The organism is Enterobacter cloacae complex sp. ECL411 (genome assembly GCF_021869665.1).
GTDB lineage: Bacteria > Pseudomonadota > Gammaproteobacteria > Enterobacterales > Enterobacteriaceae > Enterobacter > Enterobacter intestinihominis.
In genome coordinates this window covers 2,845,785-2,865,232 of sequence record NZ_CP091486.1, presented here as the reverse complement: position 1 = coordinate 2,865,232, position 19,448 = coordinate 2,845,785, and the positions used below count along the sequence as shown (strand labels likewise).

20 protein-coding genes are annotated in these 19,448 nt (G+C 53.6%); 16 read left to right on the top strand and 4 right to left on the bottom strand.

Annotated elements, in window-relative coordinates:
- Positions 1-70: 70 nt before the first annotated feature.
- The gene (gene azuC, locus L3069_RS13720) at positions 71-154 is read left to right on the top strand and encodes a stress response protein AzuC (protein ID WP_003859682.1); all 84 of its coding nucleotides are present in this window, start codon (positions 71-73) and stop codon (positions 152-154) included.
- Between the two features lie 106 nt (positions 155-260).
- Positions 261-512 (top strand): DUF2766 family protein, encoded by a 252-nt coding sequence (locus tag L3069_RS13715; protein WP_003859683.1) that lies wholly within the window; start codon positions 261-263, stop codon positions 510-512.
- Positions 513-592: 80 nt separating this feature from the next.
- On the opposite strand, the gene L3069_RS13710 is transcribed toward L3069_RS13715, so the two are convergent.
- Entirely contained in the window at positions 593-1,936 is a 1,344-nt protein-coding gene (locus L3069_RS13710) for an anaerobic C4-dicarboxylate transporter (protein WP_022648521.1), read from the bottom strand.
- A 141-nt stretch (positions 1,937-2,077) separates the two neighbouring features.
- On the bottom strand, positions 2,078-2,581 hold the full coding sequence (locus tag L3069_RS13705) for a non-heme ferritin-like protein (RefSeq protein ID WP_038416282.1): 504 nt from the start codon (positions 2,579-2,581) through the stop codon (positions 2,078-2,080).
- A gap of 504 nt (positions 2,582-3,085) precedes the next feature.
- Here L3069_RS13705 and L3069_RS13700 point away from each other — a divergent pair.
- The 6 genes from L3069_RS13700 to otsA all read left to right on the top strand — a co-directional run bounded on the left by L3069_RS13700 (position 3,086) and on the right by otsA (position 9,886).
- Positions 3,086-3,643, top strand: coding sequence for a DJ-1/PfpI family protein (locus L3069_RS13700; protein ID WP_032624817.1), 558 nt, complete (start codon positions 3,086-3,088; stop codon positions 3,641-3,643).
- A gap of 316 nt (positions 3,644-3,959) precedes the next feature.
- Positions 3,960-4,949, top strand: a complete 990-nt coding sequence (gene araF / locus L3069_RS13695; protein WP_017384422.1) for an arabinose ABC transporter substrate-binding protein AraF — start codon at positions 3,960-3,962, stop codon at positions 4,947-4,949.
- A gap of 71 nt (positions 4,950-5,020) precedes the next feature.
- The gene (gene araG, locus L3069_RS13690; RefSeq protein WP_023300465.1) at positions 5,021-6,535 is read left to right on the top strand and encodes an L-arabinose ABC transporter ATP-binding protein AraG; all 1,515 of its coding nucleotides are present in this window, start codon (positions 5,021-5,023) and stop codon (positions 6,533-6,535) included.
- Between the two features lie 14 nt (positions 6,536-6,549).
- Entirely contained in the window at positions 6,550-7,530 is a 981-nt protein-coding gene (gene araH, locus L3069_RS13685) for an arabinose ABC transporter permease AraH (protein WP_022648516.1), read from the top strand.
- A gap of 153 nt (positions 7,531-7,683) precedes the next feature.
- Positions 7,684-8,487: a trehalose-phosphatase gene (gene otsB / locus L3069_RS13680; RefSeq protein ID WP_022648515.1), complete on the top strand. Its 804-nt coding sequence runs from the start codon at positions 7,684-7,686 to the stop codon at positions 8,485-8,487.
- The gene (otsA, locus tag L3069_RS13675) at positions 8,462-9,886 is read left to right on the top strand and encodes an alpha,alpha-trehalose-phosphate synthase (protein WP_022648514.1); all 1,425 of its coding nucleotides are present in this window, start codon (positions 8,462-8,464) and stop codon (positions 9,884-9,886) included. The genes otsB and otsA overlap by 26 nt, the downstream gene beginning before the upstream one ends.
- Before the next feature lie 15 nt (positions 9,887-9,901).
- Here otsA and uspC read toward each other — a convergent pair whose 3' ends face one another.
- Positions 9,902-10,330, bottom strand: a complete 429-nt coding sequence (gene uspC / locus L3069_RS13670; RefSeq protein WP_023300463.1) for a universal stress protein UspC — start codon at positions 10,328-10,330, stop codon at positions 9,902-9,904.
- Positions 10,331-11,126: 796 nt separating this feature from the next.
- Between uspC and flhD the strand changes: the two genes are divergently transcribed.
- From flhD to cheW, 6 genes are all read left to right on the top strand, one after another.
- Complete coding sequence (gene flhD, locus L3069_RS13665; protein ID WP_003859693.1) at positions 11,127-11,477, top strand: flagellar transcriptional regulator FlhD; 351 nt, start codon at positions 11,127-11,129, stop codon at positions 11,475-11,477.
- Positions 11,478-11,479: 2 nt separating this feature from the next.
- On the top strand, positions 11,480-12,058 hold the full coding sequence (flhC, locus tag L3069_RS13660; RefSeq protein WP_022648512.1) for a flagellar transcriptional regulator FlhC: 579 nt from the start codon (positions 11,480-11,482) through the stop codon (positions 12,056-12,058).
- 123 nt (positions 12,059-12,181) lie between these two features.
- Positions 12,182-13,069, top strand: coding sequence for a flagellar motor stator protein MotA (gene motA, locus L3069_RS13655; protein ID WP_003859696.1), 888 nt, complete (start codon positions 12,182-12,184; stop codon positions 13,067-13,069).
- Positions 13,066-13,995, top strand: a complete 930-nt coding sequence (gene motB, locus L3069_RS13650; protein WP_022648511.1) for a flagellar motor protein MotB — start codon at positions 13,066-13,068, stop codon at positions 13,993-13,995. Before motA ends, motB begins: the two co-directional genes overlap by 4 nt.
- Before the next feature lie 4 nt (positions 13,996-13,999).
- Complete coding sequence (gene cheA / locus L3069_RS13645) at positions 14,000-16,009, top strand: chemotaxis protein CheA (RefSeq protein ID WP_023300462.1); 2,010 nt, start codon at positions 14,000-14,002, stop codon at positions 16,007-16,009.
- 19 nt (positions 16,010-16,028) lie between these two features.
- Positions 16,029-16,532: a chemotaxis protein CheW gene (gene cheW, locus L3069_RS13640; protein ID WP_003859699.1), complete on the top strand. Its 504-nt coding sequence runs from the start codon at positions 16,029-16,031 to the stop codon at positions 16,530-16,532.
- 96 nt (positions 16,533-16,628) lie between these two features.
- Here cheW and L3069_RS13635 read toward each other — a convergent pair whose 3' ends face one another.
- Entirely contained in the window at positions 16,629-17,888 is a 1,260-nt protein-coding gene (locus L3069_RS13635) for a dicarboxylate/amino acid:cation symporter (RefSeq protein ID WP_023306494.1), read from the bottom strand.
- A 427-nt stretch (positions 17,889-18,315) separates the two neighbouring features.
- Here L3069_RS13635 and L3069_RS13630 point away from each other — a divergent pair, with 427 nt between their 5' ends.
- Positions 18,316-18,888 (top strand): spore coat protein U domain-containing protein, encoded by a 573-nt coding sequence (locus tag L3069_RS13630; protein ID WP_038416281.1) that lies wholly within the window; start codon positions 18,316-18,318, stop codon positions 18,886-18,888.
- A 7-nt stretch (positions 18,889-18,895) separates the two neighbouring features.
- Positions 18,896-19,441: a spore coat U domain-containing protein gene (locus tag L3069_RS13625; protein ID WP_100167660.1), complete on the top strand. Its 546-nt coding sequence runs from the start codon at positions 18,896-18,898 to the stop codon at positions 19,439-19,441.
- Positions 19,442-19,448 lie beyond the last annotated feature (7 nt).

Here is a 19,448-nt window from a genome sequence, read left to right as displayed (position 1 = left end):
TTTGTGATGGCGGTCATATTATAAGCGTATTGATAATAACACCTGCATAACACGTTACTGGAGCAACATAATGAAACTGCGCAAAATCCTGAAAAGCATGTGGGCTAACTACTGCACAACGTTTAAAGACGTCCCACCGGGTGCGATGTTCTGATAAAAAAACCTGCTTCGGCAGGTTTTTTTATGTCGGCGGACGACGAGAGGGAGATGGAAGGGCGTCTGTTTTGCTACTATGGCGGCCTTTGAATAAGGAGAACCCCATGTCACAAAACCTGAGCGCCGATCAGGAACTGGTATCTGACGTCGTCGCCTGCCAGCTGGTTATCAAACAAATCCTTGATGTGATTGACGTTATCGCGCCGGTTGAGGTACGCGAAAAGATGTCGACCCAGCTAAAAAACATCGATTTCACCAATCATCCTGCTGCGGCGGACCCGGTTACGCTCCGCGCGATCCAGAAAGCGATCGCGCTGATTGAACTGCGCTTCACGCCGCAGGGTGAGTCACATTAAAATAAACCGATGTTTTAAAATTAGAAACCGTTTTCTGATTTTACGTCGAAGGGCGACAGAGTCTGTCGCCCACAGAAGGCTCAAAAGAACGTCTGCACCAGCAGATAGCTCACCACGCAGGCACAGCTGACGCCAATCAGACCCGGCAGAATAAAGCTGTGGTTGATGATGAATTTACCGATGCGGGTGGTGCCGGAGCGATCGAATCCAATACAGGCCAGATCGCTCGGATAGGTGGGCAGCACAAAGTAGCCGTAGGAGGCCGGGAAGAAGGCCACCAGCATTTTCGGATCGATGCCTAACATCAACCCCATCGGGGCGACCGCGGTCAAGGCCGCGGCCTGGCTGTTGACCAGTTTCGACACCAGAAACAACACGATGGCATACGTCCAGGGATGACTCTTCACTACCCCCTCCAGTGCCATTTTCAGTTCGTCGAGATGCGCCTGGAAAAAGGTATCGCTCATCCATGCCACGCCAAACACCGAGAAGATGGCGACCATCCCCGCCTTAAATACCGCTCCGTTTGAAATGGCCGACGCATTAACCTTACAGGTCATCAGCATGATGGCCCCGGCAATAAGCATCATCATTTGAATGACAAGGTTCATCGACAGGGCCGTCATTTTGCCTTTGATCTCAAACGCCGGACGCAACTCGGGCAACGCACCCAGCAGGACCACAACGGCAATCCCGGCGAAGAAGATCCACGTTGACCAGTAGGCCTGTTTAGGGAAACGCTGATCCATCAACGTCTCCGTTCCCCCATAGATAAACTCCCGCTGTTTCGGATCTTTCAGCTTTTCCTGAAATTCAGGATCGTCTGCGAGGTTTTTCCCCCGGCGCAGGCTCCACAGTGCCGCAATGGCGACGCCAGACAGTGAGGCCGGTACGGAAACGGCGAGTATTTCGAGGATCCCCCACGCGTGGCCGATACCGTGCTGCGCACCCAGAATAGAGACCAGCGAAACGACGGCCACGGAAACGGGGGAGGCGGTGATCGCCATCTGAGAGGCCACCGAGGCAACCGCCATCGGCCGTTCCGGGCGAATGCCTTTTTTCAGGGCGATATCCGCGATAATGGGAAACATAGTGTAGACGACGTGGCCGGTCCCGCAGAGAAAGGTTAACATCCAGGTGGTAAACGGCGCGAGAAGGGTGATGTGCTGGGGATGTTTACGCAGCAGGCGCTCTGCGAATTGCATCATCACGTTCAGGCCACCGGCGGTTTGTAGTGTGGCCGCGCAGCCGATGACGGCGAGGATCGTGAGCATCACGTCAACCGGCGGTTTACCGGGTTGCAGACCAAAGACAAAACTTAAAATAAACAGGCCGATGCCGCTTATCAGCCCCAGGCCCATCCCGCCGAAGCGGGTACCTACCAGCAGGCAGAGGATAATGACAATAAACTCAATGGTGATCATGATGCTCCCTCGTTAATGAATGTAATTAAACAAATCATTACACGATGTGTGGTTATTCATTGGGAGCAAGATCTGATTTGTTAAATGTCAGCATAAGCAGGGAGTTGGCACCCACTCCCTGACGGGAGCGGGTGAAGGGACTTAGTGGTGTTGCACGGTAGCTATGTCGAGAAGATGGCGGTCCGTCTGCTCCAGACAGATCCCCGCGCGTTTCGCGTTGCGGATTTCGTCTGCGAGCGTTTTCAGCAGCATGCCATCCTGCTGCTGCTCTCTGTCCATATCACGTAAAAACTTGAGGGTAATGATGTCCTGTTGCGCTTTGGCTTCATCGGCCAGCTTGTTCAGCTTTGTACAGCGTTGCTCATACTCTTCAAGCGTTTTCTGGAACAGTTCCTCCAGAGAGGAGTAATTATCTTCAATCGTTTCAAGCTCTTTGAGTGTGGGATTGGCGCCGATGGCTTTCAAAAAGTTAAAGACACGCATCATGTGCGTGACGTTACTTTGCGCCTGAGTACGAAAGAAGGTGGCAGTGCCGTTGAGGCTTTTTCTGGAACACCAGGCGCTCAAATGCAGATGCAGATTTGAAGCATAAAACTCCAGGTTCATCTGGGCATTCAGTTTTTGCATCATCGTTTGGGTAGTCATACTCATATCCTTATTGACTGTGGGACTTGATGTCCGCTACGAAACCTGACCCGGCAGGTACTGACGATTGAATAACAGAAAAAGATTTCTGCAAGGTAAACAAACTCGAAAATTCACGTCCTGTGTTCGATTTAAATAAGCATACGCTTCTCTTTGAATTAAGAAAACTCTTAGTTGGGCTGTGTTTACCATACATTACAAATTTAAATATAGCGCAGAACAGAAAACAGGTAACGAGATATAATATTTTTTATCTATATGATTTTAATGATATTAAAATCAGTGCTTCCCATTTTTATCGTTTCAGGAAACCTTCTGTGGCGGGAAATTCTGTGAAAGTGTTAAATCAGAAATAATAACTGCAAATATATCCTGCTGTAGCAAATTTGAGCTAAATCAATTTTCACATAATATACGGTTCTGTGATCGCGTCGTAAGATTGTTATCTAACAAATCTGGAAAATGAAACGATGTTTTATATCTTTTCACCCGTAGAGGTTTATGATGACAAAAGTTGCGGTGCTGCTGGCACCTGGTTTTGAAGAAGCAGAAGCGATTATCACAGTGGATATCCTGCGTCGCTTGCAGATTGAGGTGGAAACGCTGGCCTGCGCGGAGTCCCGTGCGGTAGTGAGTTACCACAATATCCCCATGGTGGCTGACAGTACCTTAACGGAACGTTTTAATAGGCTGTATGACGCGGTCGTGTTACCCGGTGGGCCGCAGGGGAGTATCAATCTGGCGGCTAACCAGGAGGTGATCCGCTTTGTTTCCGCGCATGACGAGCACGGCAAACTCATCTGCCCGATCTGCTCTGCGGCTGCGCGGGTGCTGGGCGCAAACGGGCTACTGAAGGGGCGGCGCTACGTCTGTTCCGGCGATCTGTGGCAGACCGTTGATGATGGAGTATATGTGGATGCGCCGGTCGTGGAGGATAACAACCTCATCAGCGGCAAGGGGCTGGGGCACGCTTTTGACTTTGCGCTGACGCTCTCTGCGCGTCTGTTGGGCGACGATGCCCCCGTGCGCGATCATGCTGAACACATCTATTACCGCTGGTAAATTTTCTGCCGGACGCTAAGGCGTCCGGGTTACAGGGATTACTTAGCTGACCTTATGGATAATCCTGCTTAACTCCTTTCCATTTGTAGGACAATTACGTCCTTTTTTATGTCATTTTTCGCTGAATTTATGTACGCAATTACTGTAATTCTGCGGTGTGATGTCGCTCTCTTATGGATGATTAATTTCCCGCTAAAACTATCTCCAGCAATAACGCTTATAACGAGGTAAGCGCTAATGCCTTGTTTTAAGTCCGATTAAATAAGTTGTTCGCCATTATTCCCTACAGATAAGAATGCTAAAGCTGGAGTTTACCATGCACAAATTTACTAAAGCGCTGGCGGCCATCGGCCTGGCTGCCGTTATGTCACAATCCGCTATCGCTGAAAATTTAAAGCTCGGTTTTCTGGTTAAACAGCCGGAAGAACCGTGGTTCCAGACCGAATGGAAATTTGCTGATAAAGCCGGAAAAGATTTGGGATTTGAGGTAATTAAAATCGCCGTACCTGACGGCGAGAAAACGCTTAACGCCATTGATAGCCTGGCGGCGAGCGGCGCGAAAGGTTTCGTTATCTGTACGCCGGATCCAAAGCTGGGTTCAGCGATTGCCGCGAAAGCGCGCGGTTATGACATGAAAGTGATTGCGGTGGACGATCAGTTCGTGAATGCCAAAGGCAAACCGATGGATACCGTTCCGCTGGTGATGATGGCGGCCACCAAAATCGGCGAGCGTCAGGGCCAGGAGCTCTACAAAGAGATGCAAAAACGCGGCTGGGATGTCAAAGAGACCGCCGTGATGGCCATTACCGCTGACGAGCTGGACACCGCCCGTCGTCGTACCACCGGGTCCATGGACGCCCTGAAAGCGGCTGGCTTCCCGGAAAAACAGATCTACAAAGTTCCGACCAAATCCAACGATATTCCGGGCGCCTTTGATGCGGCGAACTCCATGCTCGTCCAGCATCCGGAAGTGAAGCACTGGCTGGTGGTGGGGATGAACGATAACACCGTGCTGGGCGGCGTGCGTGCAACGGAAGGCCAGGGCTTTAAAGCACCGGACGTGATCGGGATCGGCATCAACGGCGTGGACGCCGTGAGCGAACTGTCTAAAGCGCAGGCGACCGGTTTCTACGGCTCTCTGCTGCCAAGCCCGGATGTCCACGGCTATAAATCCAGCGAAATGCTTTACAACTGGGTGACCAAGGGGGTTGAGCCGCCGAAATTCACCGAAGTAACCGATGTGGTGCTGATCACCCGCGATAATTTCAAAGAGGAGCTGGCGAAAAAAGGACTGGGCGGTAAGTAATACGCTGTGATTGCGCCCCTCACACGCCGTGAGGGGCCTGACGTATACACTACAGGAATCACGGAGTCGTTATGCAACAGTCTGATCCGTATCTCTCTTTCCGCGGCATCGGTAAAACATTCCCCGGCGTAAACGCGCTGACCGATATCAGCTTCGACTGCTATGCCGGCCAGGTTCATGCCCTGATGGGGGAGAACGGCGCGGGAAAATCCACGCTGCTAAAAATTCTCAGCGGCAACTACACGCCCACCACCGGCACGCTGGCCATTCGCGGCGAAGAGGTGGCCTTTGCCGATACCACGGCAGCGTTAAACGCGGGCGTCGCCATCATCTATCAGGAGCTGCATCTCATTCCTGAAATGACCGTGGCGGAGAACATCTACCTGGGCCAGCTTCCGCATAAAAGCGGCGTGGTCAACCGCTCGCTGCTCAACTATGAAGCGGGCTTGCAGCTCAGGCACCTTGGGCTGGATGTCGATCCGCAAACGCCCCTTAAGTATCTCTCCATCGGTCAGTGGCAGATGGTGGAAATTGCCAAAGCGCTGGCGCGTAACGCCAAGATCATCGCTTTTGACGAGCCAACCAGCTCGCTCTCGGCGCGTGAAATTGAAAACCTCTTTCGCGTGATCCGCGAGCTGCGCAAAGAGGGCCGCATCATTCTGTACGTCTCCCACCGTATGGAAGAGATTTTTGCCTTAAGCGATGCCATCACCGTGTTTAAGGATGGCCGCTACGTGCGCACCTTCACCGATATGCAGCAGGTCAATCATGACCAGCTGGTGCAGGCGATGGTCGGGCGCGATCTGGGGGATATTTACCACTGGAAGCCGCGCGAGTACGGCCCTGAGCGTCTGCGTCTGGATAGCGTTAAAGCCCCAGGCGTGCGCACACCTATTTCACTCTCGGTGCGCAGCGGCGAAATCGTCGGGCTGTTTGGCCTTGTCGGGGCAGGGCGCAGCGAGCTGATGAAAGGGCTGTTTGGCGGGACGCGCATTACCCAGGGCCAGGTCTTCGTCGACGGGAAAAAGGTCGATATACAGAAGCCTGCGCAGGCGATTAACGCGGGCATCATGCTCTGTCCGGAGGATCGAAAGGCCGAAGGCATTATTCCAGTGCACTCGGTGCGCGACAACATCAACATCTCTGCCCGGCGCAAGTTCATCCGCGCGGGATGTCTGATTAACGACGGCTGGGAGGCGCGCAACGCTGATCACCATATCCGTTCGCTGAACATCAAAACTCCCGGGGCTGAACAGCTGATCATGAACCTGTCCGGCGGCAACCAGCAAAAAGCCATTCTGGGGCGCTGGCTGTCGGAAGACATGAAGGTCATTTTGCTGGATGAACCAACGCGCGGTATCGACGTGGGGGCGAAACACGAAATCTATAACGTCATCTATGAGCTGGCAAAACGCGGCGTGGCGGTGCTGTTCGCCTCCAGCGATCTGCCCGAGGTGCTGGGCGTCGCCGACCGCATTGTAGTGATGCGTGAAGGCGAAATTGCCGGTGAATTGCTGCATGAACAGGCGAATGAACAACAGGCGTTGAGTCTCGCCATGCCTAAAGTTAGCCAGGCTGTCGCCTGAGTAAGGAGTCAATGATGTCCTCTGTTACTACATCCGGAGCGCCGAAGTCGGCTTTCAGTTTTGGCCGCATCTGGGACCAGTACGGCATGTTGGTGGTTTTTGCCGCCCTGTTCGTTGCGTGCGCGATTTTTGTGCCAAACTTTGCGACCTTCATCAACATGAAGGGGCTGGGGCTGGCTATCTCCATGTCCGGCATGGTGGCCTGCGGAATGCTATTCTGCCTGGCCTCCGGCGATTTTGACTTGTCGGTCGCCTCGGTGATTGCCTGTGCCGGGGTCACCACTGCCGTGGTGATCAATATGACCGAAAGCCTGTGGATCGGCGTGCTGGCGGGGCTGATGCTCGGCGTGCTGAGCGGTCTGGTGAACGGCTTTGTGATTGCGCGCCTGAAGATTAACGCCCTGATCACGACGCTTGCGACCATGCAAATCGTGCGCGGTCTGGCCTATATCATCTCCGACGGTAAGGCGGTGGGGATTGAAGACGAGCGCTTCTTTACGCTGGGCTATGCCAACTGGCTGGGCTTGCCTGCGCCTATCTGGCTGACGGTAGCCTGTCTGATCCTGTTTGGTTTCCTGCTTAACCGCACCACCTTTGGTCGTAATACCCTGGCGATTGGCGGGAACGAGGAAGCGGCGCGTCTGGCGGGTGTCCCGGTCGTACGGACCAAGATCATTATCTTTGTGCTTTCCGGGCTGGTGTCGGCAGCGGCGGGGATTATTCTGGCGTCGCGTATGACCAGCGGCCAGCCAATGACCTCTATCGGTTATGAGCTGATTGTCATTTCCGCCTGCGTATTGGGGGGCGTATCCCTCAAGGGCGGCATCGGAAAAATCTCATATGTGGTGGCGGGGATCCTGATTCTGGGGACCGTGGAGAACGCCATGAACCTGCTTAATATTTCTCCGTTCTCTCAGTACGTCGTACGCGGCCTGATCCTGCTGGCAGCAGTGATCTTCGACCGTTACAAGCAAAAAGCTAAGCGTACCGTCTGATTTATTTTTAGCCACTTATCTGCTTAACTATTAACCATAGTTGACTCCCTGACCGGCCCGCCAGTTATGCTGACGGGCCGGTTGCTAAATGGCGAGCGCCGTCACACTGTCTATACTTACATGGCTGTTTTGTTCACTGTAAGGAGGATTAGGGTGGCTGACTTGTTAACCGCACCGCCTGTACTGCCCGGAAAATTTGCTTTCTTTTTTGACCTCGACGGGACGCTCGCCGGGATTGAACCGCATCCTGACGACGTTGTTGTACCGGATCTGGTGTTAGAGAATTTGCAGCAGCTCTCCCGACAGAACGAGGGGGCACTGGCATTGATTTCAGGGCGCTCAATGGCCGAGCTGGATGTGCTCGCCAGTCCTTATCACTTTCCGCTGGCCGGTGTGCACGGAGCGGAGCGCCGCGATATCCATGATCAACTGCATATAGTTTCACTCCCCGATACGCTGGTTCAGGCGCTGCATGCGCAACTCTCTTCTGCTCTGGAACTGCTTCCCGGTACGGAACTGGAAGCCAAAGGCATGGCCTTTGCGCTGCACTACCGTCAGGCGCCTCACCATGAGGCGGCGATCTTTTCGGTAGCAAGAAGCGTGGCGGAAGCCCATCCGGAGCTGGCGTTACAGCCCGGTAAATGTGTGGTCGAGATTAAACCAGCAGGAATTAATAAAGGCGCTGCTATTGCAGCGTTTATGGCGGAAGCGCCGTTTAAAGGGCGTACGCCAGTATTTTTTGGGGATGACCTGACCGACGAGGCCGGGTTCAGCGTGGTAAACCAGGCCAGTGGCATGTCTGTCAAGGTAGGGCCGGGTGAAACCGTTGCCGGATGGCGGCTGGAAAACGTCGCCAGCGTCTGGCAGTGGATATCTGATGTCGCTAACCAGCAACAACAACAAATAGCGCAAAACAACGGGAGAAATCATTATGGGTCGCTTAGTCGTCGTCTCTAATCGCATCGCACCGCCGGATGATAAAAAAGCCAGTGCCGGTGGCCTGGCGGTCGGGGTATTAGGTGCCCTCAAAGCCGCGGGTGGTCTCTGGTTTGGCTGGAGCGGGGAAATCAGTAATGATGAGAAACCGCTTAAAAAGGTGTCACGGGGCAATATCACGTGGGCTTCCTTCGCACTCAGTGAGAAGGACTATGATGAATATTATTCCGAGTTCTCAAACGCCGTGCTGTGGCCAGCGTTTCACTATCGTCTGGACCTGGTGAAATTCCAGCGTGAATCCTATGAAGGCTATATGCGCGTTAATGCGCTGCTGGCAGATAAACTGCTGCCGCTGATCGAAGAAGACGATATTTTATGGATCCACGATTACCATCTGCTGCCTTTCGCTAGGGAACTGCGAAAACGTGGTGTGAATAATCGAATCGGTTTTTTCCTGCACATTCCTTTCCCGACGCCGGAGATTTTCACGGCACTGCCGCAGCATGAAGAGATCCTTGAGGCGCTGTCCGATTACGACCTGCTCGGTTTCCAGACGGAAAACGACAGGCTGGCCTTCCTCGACAGCGTGTCCGGTAAAACCCGACTGGTTACTCACGGCGGCAAATCTCACACCGCGTGGGGACGTAATTTCCACACCGAGGTCTACCCGATTGGTATTGAGCCAGACGAAATTGCCGAGCAGGCCTCCGGTCCATTGCCTCCGAAGCTTGCCCAGCTTAAGGATGAACTCAAGCACGTTAAGAATATCTTTTCGGTTGAACGACTTGATTATTCCAAAGGGTTGCCGGAGCGATTCCTCGCGTACGAAACCCTGCTGGAAAAATTCCCGCAGCATCACGGCAAGATTCGTTATACCCAGATAGCGCCGACCTCGCGCGGTGAGGTTCAGGCCTATCAGGATATCCGTCACCAGCTTGAGACCGAAGCAGGGCGCATCAACGGGCGCTACGGGCAGCTTGGCTGGACACCACTTTTCTATTTGAATCAGCATTTTGAGCGCAAAATTCTGATGAAAGTGTTCCGCTATGCGGACGTCGGGCTGGTCACGCCCCTGCGCGACGGGATGAATCTGGTGGCAAAAGAGTATGTTGCAGCACAAGATCCTGCTGACCCGGGTGTGCTGGTGCTGTCTCAATTTGCCGGTGCGGCAAACGAGTTAACCTCAGCGCTGATTGTAAACCCTTACGATCGCGATGACGTGGCAAATGCCCTGAACCGTGCGTTAACTATGCCGCTTGCGGAACGTATTTCACGCCATTCGGAAATGATGGAGACGATCATGAAGAATGATATTAACCGCTGGCAGGCGCGTTTTATTGACGATTTGCGCGCGATCCAGCCGCAAAGTCAGGAAGGTGATCTGCAAAAAAAGATCGCGACCTTCCCTAAACTCGCCTGATTTTCTCCGGGGGCATTAATTGCCCCCAAGAGGCACCAGCAGGACATCAACCTGGCTTGACGAAACGATAGATTTTGCCGAGCATGCCGCACGAGAAAAAAAACTCTGGTTATGATTTCCGCAAATAACCAGGTCAATATTCTCTTTCTGACAGATGTCGAGTATATGCGCGCTTAATTCACCGGTCGCGATAACGGTCTGATGAATCGGATAGTCTGCCCTCTCCACCAACTCTTGCAGGAATTGGTGCGTTTCCTCCTGCAATACCTCACGTATATCTTCCAGCATCGGCGCAGCCAGCTGATTATACATTTCGGGTTCCGCGGCCAGCGTGATCAGGCTGATGCGGGCATTGGCGGGGCGGGCGATGGATACGGCTCGGGCGACAAGCTGGTGGCTTTCGGGAGAAACAGCAATTGAAACAAGCAGATGGGAGTAACTCATCACGCACTCCTTTGATGTCAGAATGACAAGTTTCCCCAGCTTTACCGCGAAACTGTCATTACTGCAAGAGGTGAATGCGTCATTAGTGTGAAGCTTATCATAATTATTCATTAATTATTCTTATAAGAAGAATAACTGAAAAGATGGCCTAAATGAAAAAAATTAACAGCTTAACGTAAATTACACATTTTCCCTTCCGGGTGGTTAACACGCCTTAACTCATCATCAACCCGGCGTAGATCGTTACGCAACGAAACTGATTTTTGTGTTACCAGCGTTAACCCACTGTTTTTACTTTATTAATTAATGGTAGTTTCAGCGTGAAGTTTTCCCCATAGCAGATCAATGCGGATTTGCCCTGTCTTTACATTTCCCAGACCCAATTCCCCAGTCCGGATGCATGAATATTCGTTCCTGAAGAATATAAACAAGCTTGGGTTGGATAAAAAACACCCAAATTACAAGTCACGCTGATGGATTTATAGGTTACATTCGCGTAAATTATGTGACGCAGATCACATTTTTTTTAAATTCCAGGGGGGGCTGCATTGTATGTGTCAAAACTGACGAGTAGAGTTTGCGTCGAATTAGGAAAAATCTTAGTTATTTGTAAGAAAAGATAAAATGTGTAACCGACATTTTGGCCATGTTAAACGGTCACGCGCTTTACGACGTACAAACCTAAATTCAACTATGCATTTGGCCTTTTCTTTTTATACCGGGTGATTTCCCGGCGACATCACGGGGTGCGGTCTTTCCGCATAAAAATAATAGTTGGTTATTCGGGATGGGAAAAATGCATACATCCGAGTTGCTAAAACATATTTACGACATCAATTTGTCGTATTTATTGCTCGCGCAGCGTTTGATTAGTCAGGACAAACCGTCAGCGATGTTTCGTCTGGGTGTTAACGAAGAGATGGCAACCATGCTGGGGGGATTAACACTTCCGCAGATGGTCAAGCTGGCTGAAACCAATCAGCTTGTCTGCCAGTTCCGTTTCGATAACCCGCAGACCATTACGCGTCTGACTCAGGAATCCCGCGTGGACGATCTGCAACAGATCCACACCGGTATTCTTCTCTCCACCCGCCTGCTCAACGAAATCAGCCAGCCTGACGACGTAGCCCGGAAGAAAAGGGCTTAACAATGAGCGAAAAAAGCATTGTTCAGGAAGCCCGTGATATCCAGCTGGCAATGGAACTCATCACGCTGGGTGCGCGTTTACAAATGCTGGAAAGCGAGACGCAACTGAGCCGTGGTCGTTTGATCAAGCTGTACAAAGAATTGCGTGGTAGCCCACCGCCAAAAGGCATGCTGCCGTTTTCGACTGACTGGTTCATGACCTGGGAGCAGAACATCCATGCTTCCATGTTCTGTAACGCCTGGCAGTACCTGCTTAAAACGGGCTTATGCAGCGGCGTGGATGCCGTGATTAAAGCCTACAAACTTTACCTTGAGCAATGCCCGCAGCAGGAACAGGGACCCCTGCTGGCGCTGACCCGCGCCTGGACGCTGGTGCGTTTTGTTGAAAGCGGAATGCTTGAATTGTCGCGCTGCAACTGCTGTGACGGCAATTTTATTACCCACGCGCACCAGCCTGCGGGCAGCTTCGCCTGTAGTTTATGCCAGCCTCCATCTCGAGCCGTAAAAAGACGTAAACTTTCCCGGGATGCTGCCGATATTATTCCACAACTGCTGGATGAACAGATCGAACACGCTGTTTAACCCGAACCTGTGGGCAAGATTCCAGCAGCGGTAAGCGATTACCGCTGCTTTTTTTTACCCTGCGTTCAGGTCACGCGCTCGAAATGAACGTCCTGCCATAGTCACTAGCGGAAGGATGATGTCGTGCTTATCTTATTAGGTTACCTGGTAGTTCTCGGTACAGTTTTCGGCGGTTACATGATGACCGGCGGGCACCTTGGAGCACTCTATCAACCGGCTGAACTTGTCATCATCGGCGGTGCAGGGGTAGGGGCTTTTATCGTTGGTAACAACGGTAAATCGATCAAGGGCACGCTGAAGGCGATTCCGCTGCTGTTTCGTCGCTCGAAATACACCAAAAGCATGTATATGGATCTTCTGGCGCTGCTCTATCGCCTGATGGCGAAGTCACGTCAGCAAGGAATGTTCTCGCTGGAGCGGGACATTGAAAACCCGAAAGAGAGCGAAATTTTCGCCAGCTACCCGCGTATTCTGGCTGACGCGATGATGCTCGATTTTATCGTCGATTACCTGCGACTGATCATCAGCGGCAACATGAACACCTTTGAAATTGAAGCCCTGATGGACGAAGAGATCGAAACCCACGAGAGCGAATCCGAAGTTCCGGCCAACAGCCTGGCGCTGGTGGGCGACTCGCTTCCGGCGTTCGGTATCGTGGCGGCGGTCATGGGCGTCGTTCATGCCCTGGCCTCGGCGGATCGCCCGGCGGCTGAACTGGGCGCCCTGATTGCCCACGCAATGGTGGGGACGTTCCTCGGTATTTTACTGGCATACGGCTTTATCTCCCCGCTGGCGAGCGTGCTGCGCCAGAAGAGCGCTGAAACCACCAAAATGATGCAGTGCGTGAAAATTACGCTGCTCTCAAACCTCAACGGTTATGCGCCACCGATCGCCGTCGAATTTGGCCGTAAGACGCTCTACTCCAGCGAACGTCCGTCGTTTATCGAACTGGAAGAGCACGTGCGCGCGGTGAAAAACCCCAACCAACAGACGACAACTGAGGACGCATGAAAAACCAGTCCCATCCGATCGTCATCGTAAAAAAACGCAAGCATAAGGGGCACGGGCACGGTTCTCACGGCTCATGGAAGATCGCGTACGCCGATTTTATGACCGCCATGATGGCCTTCTTTCTGGTGATGTGGCTGATCTCCATCTCCAGCCCAAAAGAGCTTATTCAGATTGCGGAATATTTCAGAACGCCGCTGGCGACGGCGGTCACCGGCGGGCCGCGCATTTCGAACAGCGACAGCCCGATCCCCGGCGGCGGTGACGATTACACCCAGCAGCAGGGCGAAGTGAAAAAACAGCCTAACATCGACGAGCTGAAAAAACGGATGGAGCAGGCGCGCCTGAAAAAACTGCGCGGTGACCTGGATCAGCTGATTGAGGCGGACCCTAAACTGCGCGCGCTGCGTCCGCATCTGAAAATTGACCTGGTGCAGGAAGGGCTGCGTATTCAGATCATCGACAGCCAGAACCGACCGATGTTCAAAACCGGCAGTGCCGACGTGGAGCCCTACATGCGCGATATTCTGCGTGCGATTGCACCGGTGCTGAACGGCATTCCGAACCGCGTTAGCCTCTCCGGTCACACGGATGATTTCCCGTACGCCACGGGAGAGAAGGGATACAGCAACTGGGAGCTTTCTGCCGATCGCGCCAACGCCTCGCGTCGCGAGCTGGTGGCGGGTGGGCTTGATGATGGCAAGGTCCTGCGCGTGGTCGGCATGGCTGCAACCATGCGCCTGACCGACCGCGGACCGGATGACGCCATCAACCGTCGTATCAGTCTTTTAGTGCTGAACCAGCAGGCGGAGCAGGCCATCCTGCATGAAAACGCCGAAAGTCAGAATGAGTCACTGGACGATTTAAAACAGCCTGGGGCCGTCCCTTCGGCTGCCGTTCCAACATCGCCACCAGCCAATCCGAGGTGATAGCGTGAGCATGGATATTACCGATTTTTACCAGACATTTTTTGATGAAGCCGACGAATTGTTGGCCGATATGGAGCAACATTTGCTGGATCTGGTGCCCGAGGCACCGGACTCAGAACAGCTCAACGCCATCTTCCGTGCGGCGCATTCCATTAAAGGCGGAGCCGGAACGTTTGGATTTACCATTTTGCAGGAAACGACCCATTTAATGGAAAACCTGCTGGATGAAGCACGACGCGGTGAGATGCAGCTCAATACCGACATTATCAACCTGTTTTTGGAAACGAAAGATATTATGCAGGAACAGCTCGACGCCTATAAAAGTTCGGCAGAGCCTGATGCCGCCAGCTTTGAATACATCTGCAACGCGCTGCGTCAGTTAGCGCTGGAAGCCAAAGGTGAGGCGTCTGCGCCCGTTGTCCCTGCGGCAAAACTGAGCGTTGTTGACGCCGCGGCCAAACCAGACAGTGCGCCTGATGCGCCCGCAGGAAAATTGCGCGTAGTGCTGTCACGGCTGAAAGAGAACGAGGTCAACCTGCTGGAAGAGGAGCTGGGTAACCTGGCGACGCTCAGCAACGTGGTGAAGGGTAAAGACAGCCTGGCCGCGACGCTCGACGGCGGGATCGGTCAGGATGACATTGTGGCGGTGCTGTGCTTCGTGATTGAAGCGGATCAAATTGCGTTTGAAACCGAGGCGGCGGCCGTTGAAGTGCCCGCGCCGGCAGAAATTGCCCCTGCGGTAGTTGCTGCTGCTCCGGCCCTGAAAGCCGTGCCAAAAGAGACGGCTGCCCCGGCCCGCGGTGAAAAACCGGCGGCGCGTTCCAGCGAGTCCACAAGCATTCGCGTGGCGGTGGAGAAAGTGGATCAGCTGATCAACCTGGTGGGTGAACTGGTGATCACCCAGTCGATGCTGGCCCAGCGCTCCAACGAGCTGGACCCGGTGACCCACGGCGATCTCATCACCAGCATGGGCCAGTTACAACGTAACGCCCGCGATTTGCAGGAATCGGTGATGTCCATCCGCATGATGCCGATGGAATATGTCTTCAGCCGCTTCCCGCGCCTGGTGCGCGACCTGGCCAGCAAGCTCAACAAACAGATCGAACTCACGCTGATGGGCAGCTCCACCGAGCTGGATAAGAGCCTGATTGAACGCATTATCGACCCGTTAACGCACCTGGTGCGTAACAGCCTCGACCACGGCATTGAGCTGCCGGAAAACCGCGTGGCAGCCGGAAAATCGCCAGTGGGCAACCTGGTCCTGTCAGCAGAACATCAGGGCGGCAACATCTGCATCGAAGTGACCGATGACGGCGCGGGCCTGAACCGCGAGCGTATTCTGGCGAAGGCGATTTCGCAGGGCATGGCGGTCAACGAAAACATGACTGATGAAGAAGTGGGCATGCTGATTTTTGCCCCGGGCTTCTCAACCGCAGAGCAGGTCACCGACGTTTCCGGCCGCGGCGTGGGCATGGACGTGGTGAAACGTAACATTCAGGAGATGGGCGGTCACGTTGAGATCCAGTCTAAGCAGGGCGCGGGCACCACGATCCGTATCCTGCTGCCGCTAACGCTGGCCATTCTTGACGGCATGTCCGTTAAAGTGGCGGATGAAGTCTTTATTCTGCCGCTGAACGCGGTGATGGAATCCCTCCAGCCGCGCGAAGAAGATCTGCATCCGCTGGCGGGCGGTGAGCGCGTGCTCGAAGTGCGCGGCGAGTACCTGCCGCTGGTGGAACTGTGGAAAGTGTTCGAAGTGGACGGGGCAAAAACCGAGGCCACGCAGGGTATCGTTGTGATCCTGCAAAGCGCCGGACGCCGCTACGCGCTGCTGGTCGATCAGCTGATTGGTCAGCATCAGGTGGTGGTTAAGAACCTGGAAAGTAACTACCGCAAAGTGCCGGGGATCTCTGCTGCCACCATCCTGGGTGATGGTAGCGTCGCGCTGATCGTCGATGTATCGGCACTTCAGGGATTAAATCGTGAACAACGTGTGGCGAACACAGCCGCCTGATTAAGTAAAAGGTAATAACATGACCGGTATGAGTAACGTAACGAAACTGGCGGGCGAGCCATCTGGGCAGGAATTCCTGGTTTTCACTTTAGGTGATGAAGAGTACGGTATCGACATCCTGAAAGTGCAGGAAATTCGCGGGTACGATCAGGTAACGCGCATCGCGAATACGCCAGCGTTTATCAAGGGTGTGACCAACCTGCGCGGTGTGATTGTGCCTATCGTGGATCTGCGCGTGAAGTTCAGCCAGGGCGATGTGGAGTACAACGATAACACGGTGGTGATTGTTCTGAATCTGGGGCAGCGCGTGGTGGGGATTGTGGTGGACGGCGTGTCAGATGTGCTGTCGCTGACCGCCGATCAAATCCGTCCTGCGCCGGAGTTTGCGGTCACGCTGTCGACGGAATACCTGACAGGGCTGGGTGCGCTCGGCGAGCGTATGCTGATTCTGGTGAATATTGAGAAGCTGCTGAACAGCGAAGAGATGGCGCTGCTGGATATTGCGGCGAATCACGTGGCATAAAATAATGCCGGGTGGCGGCTTCGCCTTACCCGGCCTACAAATGGCTCGAACACGTAGGCCGGGTAAGCGTCAGCGCCACCCGGCTCTTTTGTATCTTTACGCCTCCTGCTCCACCAGCTCTGCCTCCGCTTCCCGCGCCCCTTCATTCTGCGACAGCATCGCCGTCGCAATCCCGTTCCCCAGCACGTTAATGGCCGATCTCCCCATATCCAGGAAATGGTCAATCCCCATCAGCAGCAGGATCCCGGCTACCGGAATGTTAAAGCCTGGAATGGTTGCCGCCAGCACCACCAGCGACGAGCGCGGTACGCCCGCAATGCCCTTCGAGGCCAGCATCAGCGTTAACATCAGCACCGTCACCTCGGTAAAACTCAGGTGAATGTTGTACGCCTGGGCAATAAACATTGAGGCGAACGAGCAGTACACCATGGAGCCGACCAGGTTAAACGAGTAGCCGATCGGCAGGACGAAAGAGGCGATATTACGTGAACAACCAAAGCGCGCTAACTGCTCCAGCGTTTTTGGGTATGCCGCTTCAGAGCTGCTGGTGGTAAACGCCACCAGCACCGGATCTTTCAGCATCGCCACCAGACGGAAAATCTCTTTCTTCAGTACCATGTAACCCACGGCCAGCAATACCAGACAGGTCAGGAGGATCGCCACATAATAACCGCCAATAAACGAGGCATAGTTCAGCAAAATGCCCAGCCCCTGGGTGGCAATGACGGACGAAATCGCCGCGAAAATGGCCAGCGGCGCAACGTACATCACGTAGCCCGTCACCTTCAGCATAATGTGGGATACCACATCCAGCGCCGCGACCAGCGGGGCGTTGAATTTTTGGCCCAGTGACGCGCCGCCAATGCCGAAGAACATCGAGAAGACCACAATTTGCAGGATCTCATTGTTGGCCATCGCGCCGGCAATGCTGGTTGGAATGGTGTGTGACAGAAAGGCTTTCAGCGACATCCCGCTCACGGCCAGGCCGGTATCAACCGTCTCTGTCGGAATGCTCAGGTTCAGACCGCTGCCGGGTTGTTCAAGGGTAACAATAAACAGCCCCACCAGAATGGAAAGTACGGATGAGCTGATAAACCACACCATCGCTTTACCCCCGACGCGCCCAATCGTAGACGTTTCACCCAGCCTCATAATGCCCACCGTCAGGGTGCTGAACACCAGCGGGGCTATCACCATCTTGATCAGCCGCAGGAAAATATCGGTCAGCAGGGTGATGTTCTCCGACCAGGCCTGTATCGCGTCGGACGAAGCATACTCATGGATCGCCGCACCGGAAAGAATGCCCGCCAGCATGAAAATCACGATGAAGAGCGTGAGTTTGTTTGCACTTGCCACAAAAAGATCCTCTATGCGCTAAAAGAGTTTCCTGCGTCAATGCATACAAAATTTTTATTTAAGCGCAGGAAAATATTCGGGGCATAAATTGAAGTAAAGCTGCGTGAGTTACAACTTGTTTTTAATTTTTATGAAATTCGTTGTTTTTATCATGACGATATATTGTGACTCAGATCACACTACAGGCGATATATCCTCAAGTTAAGCAAGAATAATGCCCATTTTTTTTTGCTAACCCTTTGTAATGTTTGTTAATAACCTGTTAATTCGAGCGGGGTTGCCCTCTTTTTGATGAAAGTGGTTGAAGTGCTAACCATAAACTAAATTCTCAGTAACCGCGCCGGGGAATGTTTAAGCGGGGCTAACATACTGAACAGTATGAATAAAATATGGCAAGCGAACCTATATTTCTTCTGGAGGGTGGTAAATGAAAAGAAAACTTCTTTTTATCTGCGCGGGCACGCTGCTGACGGCGGCAACGGTCGGTCAGGCTCTCGCGGTCACCAGTAGCGGCACTATCGGCGCGACGTTGACGCTGACAAACGGCTGCTTGATCAACGGCTCGCCAACGCAAAACGGCATTAACTTCGGGACGCTGGATTTCGGCACTCATCCTGCAACATTCTCCACCCTGACAACCCAGTTAACCGGTGCCAGCGGAGGAAACACCTTTACCATTCAATGTACCACTGCCAGTTACACGGTGGCGATCACCGGCAACACCAACGCTACCGCACCCGGAACCGTTGTCGGCACCCCAGGTACGCCGGGCCGCTATCTGGTCTACACCGCCAATGCGGCGCAGGGCGTTGCCTACAGCCTGTTCAGCGATAGCGGTTACAACAACGTGGTTGCGAACAATGCCGCGTTGCCGGTCGCCTCTACTGCGGGTGGGGTGGATAGCTACACCCTCTACGCACGCATTACGGGCGGCGGCAATAGCGTGACGGTCGTACCGGGAACCTATACCGACACGATTAACGTCAGCGTCACCTACTGATTCAGCCATGAAGGCATTGTTATGTCTGCGCGACAGCGCAGAGGGCGTCGTGCACCCTTTTTTGACCCTGTTGGTCGGGCTGATGTTGATCCCAGACGCCGGGGCGGTGACGTCCCAGTCATTCAGGGTGAGCGCGACGGTTGTGCCTGGATGCTCGGTGAGCACCGGCACCGGCGGGCGTTTCGGTACGCTGAATTTCGGGACCCGCAGCGGCGTGGAGAGCGCACCGGTCAGCACCAGCTTTGTTGCCGACGGCGCGTTGTCCATCGCCTGCACACCGGGTGTGGCGCTAAGTATGAGCATTAACGGCGGTCAGAATTATAGCTCTGTGCGGCGGATGACGCGTTCAGGCGGGACTGAAGTGGTCGGTTACCGGCTCTACAGCAGCAGCTCTCTGGCCGCAAACAGTGAAATTGGGGTTAACCAGGCAATACCGATTACCTATACCAACAGCAATAACATCGCGCTGCCTCTTTTTGGCGTCGCGCTTTTGATCGGGTTTAGCCCGTCAGGAACGTATTCAGATCAACTCACCGTGACCTTGTCATGGTAGGAAAGGG

Bases quoted from the DNA above. Each gene is read 5' to 3' on its own strand.
- azuC (WP_003859682.1), top strand. From the start codon at position 71: ATGAAACTGCGCAAAATCCTGAAAAGCATGTGGGCTAACTACTGCACA.
- L3069_RS13715 (WP_003859683.1), top strand. From the start codon at position 261: ATGTCACAAAACCTGAGCGCCGATCAGGAACTGGTATCTGACGTCGTC.
- L3069_RS13710 (WP_022648521.1), bottom strand. From the start codon at position 1,936: ATGATCACCATTGAGTTTATTGTCATTATCCTCTGCCTGCTGGTAGGT.
- L3069_RS13705 (WP_038416282.1), bottom strand. From the start codon at position 2,581: ATGACTACCCAAACGATGATGCAAAAACTGAATGCCCAGATGAACCTG.
- L3069_RS13700 (WP_032624817.1), top strand. From the start codon at position 3,086: ATGACAAAAGTTGCGGTGCTGCTGGCACCTGGTTTTGAAGAAGCAGAA.
- araF (WP_017384422.1), top strand. From the start codon at position 3,960: ATGCACAAATTTACTAAAGCGCTGGCGGCCATCGGCCTGGCTGCCGTT.
- araG (WP_023300465.1), top strand. From the start codon at position 5,021: ATGCAACAGTCTGATCCGTATCTCTCTTTCCGCGGCATCGGTAAAACA.
- araH (WP_022648516.1), top strand. From the start codon at position 6,550: ATGTCCTCTGTTACTACATCCGGAGCGCCGAAGTCGGCTTTCAGTTTT.
- otsA (WP_022648514.1), top strand. From the start codon at position 8,462: ATGGGTCGCTTAGTCGTCGTCTCTAATCGCATCGCACCGCCGGATGAT.
- uspC (WP_023300463.1), bottom strand. From the start codon at position 10,330: ATGAGTTACTCCCATCTGCTTGTTTCAATTGCTGTTTCTCCCGAAAGC.
- flhD (WP_003859693.1), top strand. From the start codon at position 11,127: ATGCATACATCCGAGTTGCTAAAACATATTTACGACATCAATTTGTCG.
- flhC (WP_022648512.1), top strand. From the start codon at position 11,480: ATGAGCGAAAAAAGCATTGTTCAGGAAGCCCGTGATATCCAGCTGGCA.
- motB (WP_022648511.1), top strand. From the start codon at position 13,066: ATGAAAAACCAGTCCCATCCGATCGTCATCGTAAAAAAACGCAAGCAT.
- cheW (WP_003859699.1), top strand. From the start codon at position 16,029: ATGACCGGTATGAGTAACGTAACGAAACTGGCGGGCGAGCCATCTGGG.
- L3069_RS13630 (WP_038416281.1), top strand. From the start codon at position 18,316: ATGAAAAGAAAACTTCTTTTTATCTGCGCGGGCACGCTGCTGACGGCG.
- L3069_RS13625 (WP_100167660.1), top strand. From the start codon at position 18,896: ATGAAGGCATTGTTATGTCTGCGCGACAGCGCAGAGGGCGTCGTGCAC.